The 7,619-nt window shown below is 55.5% G+C and carries 4 protein-coding genes and 1 pseudogene; all 5 read left to right on the forward strand.

Annotated features, from left to right (window positions below; translation table 11 throughout):
* The first annotated feature begins 521 nt into the window (after nt 1–521).
* Entirely contained in the window at nt 522–728 is a 207-nt protein-coding gene (locus CFR76_RS14650; RefSeq protein ID WP_087636168.1) for a type II toxin-antitoxin system prevent-host-death family antitoxin, read from the forward strand.
* A gap of 105 nt (nt 729–833) precedes the next feature.
* On the forward strand, nt 834–3,590 hold the full coding sequence (locus CFR76_RS14655) for a type I restriction endonuclease subunit R (RefSeq protein ID WP_110557663.1): 2,757 nt from the start codon (nt 834–836) through the stop codon (nt 3,588–3,590).
* The gene (locus CFR76_RS14660) at nt 3,587–5,113 is read left to right on the forward strand and encodes a restriction endonuclease subunit S (RefSeq protein ID WP_087636170.1); all 1,527 of its coding nucleotides are present in this window, start codon (nt 3,587–3,589) and stop codon (nt 5,111–5,113) included. Before CFR76_RS14655 ends, CFR76_RS14660 begins: the two co-directional genes overlap by 4 nt.
* A complete protein-coding gene (locus tag CFR76_RS14665) occupies nt 5,110–6,606 on the forward strand; it encodes a type I restriction-modification system subunit M (protein ID WP_110557664.1) in 1,497 nt (498 codons plus the stop codon). The genes CFR76_RS14660 and CFR76_RS14665 overlap by 4 nt, the downstream gene beginning before the upstream one ends.
* Before the next feature lie 442 nt (nt 6,607–7,048).
* Nucleotides 7,049–7,528, forward strand: a pseudogene (locus CFR76_RS14670) (ParB/RepB/Spo0J family partition protein); the annotation flags it as partial.
* Nucleotides 7,529–7,619 lie beyond the last annotated feature (91 nt).

Below are 7,619 nucleotides of genomic sequence, written 5' to 3' on the forward strand. Positions count from 1 at the left end.
CGGAAATCGTGCCGCTCGGCATCAGATGTCGGGCGGACGACCGAGGCTGTTCAGACTTCTCGGACATACAATTGTCCAGATCGCTTTCCGCATAGCGGACATCATTGGTTCAAAGCTCTACCGCCGAGTTTGGGCCAGAAGCTGACTAGAATTGCGCATCAAATAAAACGGACAAGCCTTTGCGCATGCGCGACGTGCTACAGGCGGTGATAGAGTCCTGCGGGATCATTCGTCGACCTGCGGTGGTCGGCAAACGATGACGCGCCAGCCCGCATCGCTTAGCGGCGACTGAAATTCGTGATCGTCTGCCTATGTGGGGGTGAATTCGACCCACGACAAGATATAATGTTGCAGCTCGCCGAGCCTCACCGTGCAGTTCTGCGATAGCGAACGAGCAGCGCGAAACTCAGGCATAGCGCCGCGAAGGTCTGTTGCGAGGTATGTCCACGTTGCTAACGTCAACATTGCCAATAAGAGCTACTTTGGCCTAATTGGACTATCGAATTGCGGCGGGGCAGACTATGAAAACTATGTCGGCGCGCGATGCCAAGAACTGCTTTGGGTTGCTGATCGACACTGCGCGCGCTGAACTTGTGCTGATCCAAAAGCATGGGCGCGGCGTCGTGGTGGTCATGGCGGCAGAAGAATTTAAACGGCTTTCCGCACAGTCTCAGCGTATGGACAAAGAGGGAAATGGGTTCAAGGAAGCGTCGAGACGTGCCCAATAAGGTATTCGCGGATATTATGACAGGCTGGATTCCGAAGGATGCCGGTTGGCTGCCTGCAGACAATGACAGCACGAACCTGTTTCCTGACGTGTCGATGGAGCACTGATGCAAGCCGCGAATCAGAACCCCGAACAGATCGCGCGCGACCAGATCGACAAGCACTTGGTTGAGGCGGGTTGGCACGTTCAGACCATGAAAGAGCTCGACTGGTCTGCGGGTCAGGGCATCGCCGTGCGAGAATACCAGACCGACACCGGCCCCGCCGACTACGTGCTGTTCGTCGATAAACGCGCAGTCGGAGTGATCGAGGCCAAGCCCAAGGAATGGGGACACAAGATCACCACGGTCGAGGAACAGTCTTCCGACTACGCGACCGCCAAGCTTAAATGGGTCAATAACAAGGAGCCGTTACCCTTCGTGTATGAAAGCACGGGCGTCATTACGCGCTTCACGGACGGGCGCGACCCCAAACCCCGCTCCCGCGAGGTGTTCACCTTCCACCGGCCCGAGACGATGGCTGAATGGCTGTCCAAGCCCAAATCCCTTCGCGCGCGGTTGCATGACATTCCGCCTCTCGATCCTGCAGGCTTGCGCGATTGCCAGATCACGGCAATCCAGAATCTAGATAAATCATTCCGGGAAGACCGCCCGCGCGCGCTTGTGCAAATGGCGACTGGATCGGGCAAGACCTTTACCGCCATCACTTCCGTTTACCGCCTGCTCAAATTCGCGGATGCCAAGCGCATCTTATTTTTAGTGGACACGAAAAACCTTGGCGAACAGGCCGAACAGGAGTTCATGTCCTACCTCCCGAACGACGACAACAGGAAGTTCACTGAGCTTTATAATGTGCAGCGCCTGCGCTCATCGTTCATCGCAAGCAGCACTCAAGTGTGTATCAGCACCATCCAGCGAATGTATTCCATCCTTAAGGACGAACCGTTGGAGGAAAGCGCAGAGGAAAACAATCCCGCCGAATGTCTCGTGCGCGGCAAGACACCGTTGCCGGTGGTCTACAACCGAAAGATCCCGCCGGAGTTCTTTGACTTCATTGTCATCGACGAGTGCCACCGCTCCATTTATAATTTGTGGCGGCAGGTTCTGGAGTATTTTGATGCCTATCTGATCGGTCTTACGGCCACACCTGATAACCGCACTTACGGCTTCTTCCATAAAAACGTCGTGAGCGAGTATGGCCATGAACGTGCCGTGGCCGATGGGGTCAATGTCGGCAACGAGGTTTATTTCATCGACACGCAGATTACCCGCCAGGGCGTGCAGATCAAGGCGCAGCAACAGGTCGAAAAGCGCGAACGTCTGACACGTAAGAAACGCTGGGAGCACCAGGATGAAGACGAGCGATACAGCGCCACCCGACTCGACCGCGACGTAGTCAACCCCGACCAGATTCGTACGGTGATCCGCACCTTCCGAGACAGCCTGCCCGACATATTCCCTGGCCGCGACGAAGTTCCCAAAACCCTGATCTTCGCCAAGACTGACAGTCACGCAGACGATATCATCAATATCGTCCGCGAGGAGTTTGGGCAGGGCAACGACTTCTGCAAGAAGATCACTTACCAGGCGGCCGAAGACCCGAAATCCGTCCTCGCCCAGTTCCGCAACAACTACAATCCACGCATCGCCGTGACCGTGGATATGATCGCCACGGGAACGGATGTGAAGCCGCTCGAATGTCTGCTTTTTATGAGGGACGTGAAGAGCCGCAACTACTTCGAGCAGATGAAAGGGCGCGGCACCCGCACTCTCGATGCTGACAGCCTTAAGAAGGTCACGCCGTCAGCCAAGACAGCCAAGACGCATTATGTCATCGTCGATGCCATAGGCGTCACCAAATCCTGCAAGACCGCCAGCGAGCCAATCATCACCAAGCTTCATGTTTCACTGAAAGATCTTGCTACCGGCGTGATGATGGGCGTGCATGACGAGGATACGGTAAGCTCACTGGCGGGCCGCCTGGCGCGGCTCGACAAGCAACTCGACGACAAGGACAAGGCCCGCATCAAGGAAACGGCGGGCGGCGTCCCGCTACATGACATCGTGTGTCGCCTGTTCGACGCCATCGACCCAGACCGCATTGAGGAAGCCGCCACCAAGGCATCGGGGGGCGAGCCGACAGATGCCCAGCGCGAACAGGCGCGAAGCAAGCTTGTCGGAGAAGCAGCCAACGTCTTCACCGGGCCGCTCGTCACGCTGATCGACGGCATTCGTCGTGAGAAGGAACAGACCATCGATCACGACAATCTCGATACCGTGATCGGTCAGGGCTGGGACGGCGATGCGAAGGAGAACGCCGAGACGATGGCGAAGGAATTCGTCGACTATCTGGAAGAACACCGCGATACGATAGAGGCGCTGACCATCTTCTATAGCCAGCCCGCGCGCCGTTCGCACATTACTTATGCGATGATCAAGACGGTACTGGACTCCCTCAAGATCGACCGACCCAAACTCGCGCCGCTGCGGGTCTGGCGGGCCTACGCTTTACTCGACGAATATAAAGGCTCCGATCCTGTGAACGAACTGACCGCGCTTGTGGCGCTGATCCGGCGCGTCTGCGGGATCGACCCGAAACTTGCGCCCTACGCCGACACCGTGCGACGCAACTTCCAGAACTGGATTCTGAAGCGCCACAGCGGCGCGGGTGAGAAATTTACCGAGGAGCAGATGGACTGGCTGCGCATGATCCGCGACCACATCGCCACGTCGTTCCATGTCGAGCGCGACGACCTCGACATGTCGCCCTTCGACGCCAATGGTGGCCTTGGAAAAATGTATCAGCTTTTCGGCTCTGGCATGGATGGCGTGATCGACGAATTGAACGAGACGCTAGCGGTATGACCAACGCTTCATTTGATTTTGGACTACCCGATAATTGGGCCAACGCTGCACTTGGCTTAGTCTGCGAGCTTATCAACGGCGACAGGGGGAAGAACTACCCCGGACGCAAGATGCTTTCTAAGGATGGCATCCCATTTGTAAATGCCGGAGACCTACAAAATGGAGAGATTTCTACCGAACGCCTTGGCTACGTTCCGTCTGAAATTTTTGATCTTCTAAGATCTGGTAAGTTCGGCCTCAGTGATATTCTATATTGTATTCGCGGCTCCCTTGGAAAGGTCGCGTTCAACAGCCAACTTCCAGTTGGAGGCATTGCATCTTCACTGATTATCGTGAGGCCTAATCCGCAGATTTCAGCACAATACATCTACTACTATCTATCCAGTCCGCTAGCCCGTCGCGCGATCCAGGAGTTTGACAACGGAACCGCTCAGCCAAACCTGTCGGGAGCCGACCTTGCAAAATTTCAAGTTCCCTTACCGGGTGTTCGCACGCAGCAGAAGATCGTCGCCAAGATCGAGGAACTATTCTCCGAACTCGACAAGGGCGTCGAGAGCCTCACTGCCGCTCGCGAGCAACTGAAAGCCTATCGCCAGTCCGTCCTGAAGGCAGCATTTGAGGGTAAGCTAACCGCCCATTGGCGCAAACAGCATACTGAATTGCCAGACGCTGAAGCTTTGCGGGAGAGCCTCAGCCGTGCTCGTTCTGCACAAGCGTTCGAACTTGAAAAAAGGCGACGAGCACGAAAGCCCGCTCCGGTTACTCCGCTTACAGCGGAGGTTTTGGAAATATTACCGGGTATCCCGTCTGAATGGGTATGGGAAAAGCTGGGCTGGCTCACATGCGGCGTTGAATACGGTACATCGGCTAAGTCATCCAAGTCTGGTCGTGTGCCTGTGGTGCGGATGGGTAACATTCAAAATGGCGTGATTGATTGGGATAACCTTGTTTTCACAGACGATGTAGCGGAGATCGCAAAATACTCGCTTTGCTCAGGCGACGTGTTGTTTAACCGAACAAATAGCCCGGAGTTGGTTGGGAAAACGGCCATTTATCGCGGAGAGCGCTCTGCAATATATGCCGGATACTTGATTAGAATAAACCACAACGAAGCCATCGTAGATGGCGACTATCTGAACTTCTTTCTTAACTCACATAGCGCTAGGTCGTATGGAAATTCTGTCAAGACGGATGGCGTGAACCAGTCCAATATTAATGGTGAAAAGCTACAGAGTTATCCTTTTCCGTACTGCTCTTTGGCAGAACAGCAAGAGATTGTCCGCCTTCTTCAAGGAAAACTCTCCTTATGCGACAACCTTTTTGTCGATGTGGAATCCCAACTAAGCCGCTCCGATGCCCTACGCCAAGCCATCCTCAAACGTGCTTTCTCCGGTCAACTCGTGCCGCAAGACGACCGTGACGAACCGGCTTCCGTCTTGCTGAAGCGTATTCGCGCCGAACAGGATAAGGGTAACAAGAAAAAACCGCGCAGCCGTAATAACCGTCGAAAGGAAGCCGCATGAGTACTGCTCCTATTATTTCCAAGGTTTGGAGCTTCTGCAATACGTTGCGTGATGATGGCGTGGGCTATGGCGATTATCTGGAGCAGATCACCTATCTCATCTTCCTCAAGATGGCGGATGAGTATTCCAAACCGCCCTATAAGCGCAATGTCGGCATTCCCGCGAAATATACTTGGCCGAGCCTGAAGGCCAAGCGCGGGGCGGAACTGGAAGCCCACTATCTTGCGCTGTTGCGCGAATTAGGGGCGCGCAAGGACGTGCTCGGCCAGATTTTCACCAAGTCACAGAACAAGATCCAGGACCCGGCAAAGCTCTACCGTCTCATCGACATGATAGACGAGGTGCAATGGGTGAGTATGGGCGCCGATGTCAAAGGCGATATCTATGAGGGCTTGTTAGAGAAGAACGCCGAGGACACCAAATCCGGCGCAGGGCAATACTTCACTCCCCGCGCGCTCATCAAGGCGATGGTAGAATGCGTGAGGCCCGAGCCTGGGAAATCCATTGCCGATCCGGCGTGCGGTACGGGCGGTTTTTTCCTCGCTTCCTACGATTTTCTGACCAACCCCGCGAATTACAAGCTGGATAGGGATCAAAAGACTTTCCTCAAGCACAAGACCTTTTACGGCAACGAGATCGTCGCCAATACACGCCGCCTGTGCCTGATGAACATGTTTTTGCACAATATCGGTGAGATCGACGGTGATGTGCTCATTTCGCCCAATGACGCCCTAGTCGCACCCAGTGCACAGAGCTTTGACTACGTGCTCGCCAATCCGCCCTTCGGTAAGAAAAGTTCCATGAGCTTCACCAACGACGAGGGGGAGGAAGAGAACGATGACCTCACCTATAACCGTCAGGATTTCTGGGCGACGACCTCGAACAAGCAGCTTAACTTCGTTCAGCACATCCGCACGATGCTCAAAACCACGGGGCGCGCCGCCGTTGTCGTGCCCGACAACGTGCTGTTCGAGGGCGGCGCTGGGGAGATCGTGCGCCAGAACCTGCTCAAGACTACCGATCTGCACACGATTTTGCGCCTGCCGACGGGCATTTTCTATCGTCCGGGAGTGAAAGCGAACGTGCTCTTTTTCGATAACCGTGAGGCCAGTAAAAACCCGTGGACGAAAGAAGTCTGGTTCTACGATTACCGGACCAATATCCATCACACGCTGAAGAAGAAACCACTTCGCTTCAAACATTTGACCGAGTTCATCGAATGCTATAACCCGCAGAACCGCCATAAGCGCAAGGCAACGTGGGACGCCGACAAGAGGCCCGAAGGTCGCTGGCGCAAATTCACCTATGGCGAATTGACGGCGCGCGACAAGACGAGCCTTGATGTCTTCTGGCTGAAGGATAAGAGCCTCACCGACCTCGATAATCTGCCCGAACCGGATGAGTTGGCGGAGAAGATCATTGAGAACCTTGAAGCTGGGCTGGCAAGCTTCCGACAGGTTCTGGCAGGACTTGGAAAAGCGGTGGGCGCTTGAACGGGCTCAGTAAGTCGAGTGACTGTTCCAGATCACCCATATCGTCAAGCTGTCCTGACTAACCGGCCCTCACGAGCGGCAACATGCAGCAGAACGATATTCGTGCCGAAGAAAAAGCGATTCCTGATCAGCGGGTTACCCCTATGCTAACCCAGACCACACCGAATCGGCCGGTCAAGTTCGCCCCCCAAGGAGCTGAACGACTGCCATGGGAGGCGCAGCGGCCGTCACACGTAGTTGAATGAACGGCAGGAGACGTTGTCTTCGCGCTGTGAAGCGGACTTACTGCTTACCCCCCAATGCCGACATTTTTTCTGCCGGGAAAGGGGAGAGCGTGCTGGCTTGGGTGTAGTTGTCAGAGTCAGAAGGCTGCGCGGATTTTCATGACGGGTTGAGAGGGTAGGAGAGAGTCTCCTGTCCGCCCGTCATGGAGTTTTGCGCCATGGCGACCACCATTCCCAAAATCACGTTGAGTTCCTCTCGCGACATCCCGTTCAACCGGCTGGTGCTGTCCCAGTCCAACGTGCGGCGTGTGAAGTCCGGCCTGTCGATCGAGGAACTGGCCCGCGACATCGAGCGCCGCGGTCTGCTGCAGAGCCTGAACGTCCGCCCCGTTCTTGACGGCGAAGGGACCGAGACCGGTACCTATGAAGTGCCTGCTGGCGGACGACGCTTTCGGGCGCTCGAACTGCTGGTGAAGCAGAAGAAACTGGCGAAGACGGCGCCCGTGCCCTGCGTCGTACGTGAGGCCGGATCGACCATTCTCGCCGAGGATGATTCTCTGGCCGAAAACGTCCAGCGCGTGGCCCTGCACCCGCTGGATCAGTTTCGTGCCTTCCGTGACATGCTGGAAAAAGGCATGTCCGAGGAGGAAATCGCCGCAGCGTTCTTTGTAGCGCCGGCCGTGGTCAAACGTAAGCTCCCGGCGACTGACGCCTTGCTGAATACTTCTGGTCTGGTTCAGCTATGAAGCATGAGCGATTTAAGAGATAGGGACGCGGTACTACCTGCGA

It is taken from the genome of Komagataeibacter swingsii (assembly GCF_003207895.1).
In the GTDB taxonomy this organism is placed as follows: Bacteria; Pseudomonadota; Alphaproteobacteria; order Acetobacterales; family Acetobacteraceae; genus Komagataeibacter; species Komagataeibacter swingsii.

Excerpts from the sequence above, each read along its gene's own strand:
- CFR76_RS14650 (WP_087636168.1), top strand. The coding sequence starts at position 522 with ATGAAAACTATGTCGGCGCGCGATGCCAAGAACTGCTTTGGGTTGCTG.
- CFR76_RS14655 (WP_110557663.1), top strand. The coding sequence starts at position 834 with ATGCAAGCCGCGAATCAGAACCCCGAACAGATCGCGCGCGACCAGATC.
- CFR76_RS14660 (WP_087636170.1), top strand. The coding sequence starts at position 3,587 with ATGACCAACGCTTCATTTGATTTTGGACTACCCGATAATTGGGCCAAC.
- CFR76_RS14665 (WP_110557664.1), top strand. The coding sequence starts at position 5,110 with ATGAGTACTGCTCCTATTATTTCCAAGGTTTGGAGCTTCTGCAATACG.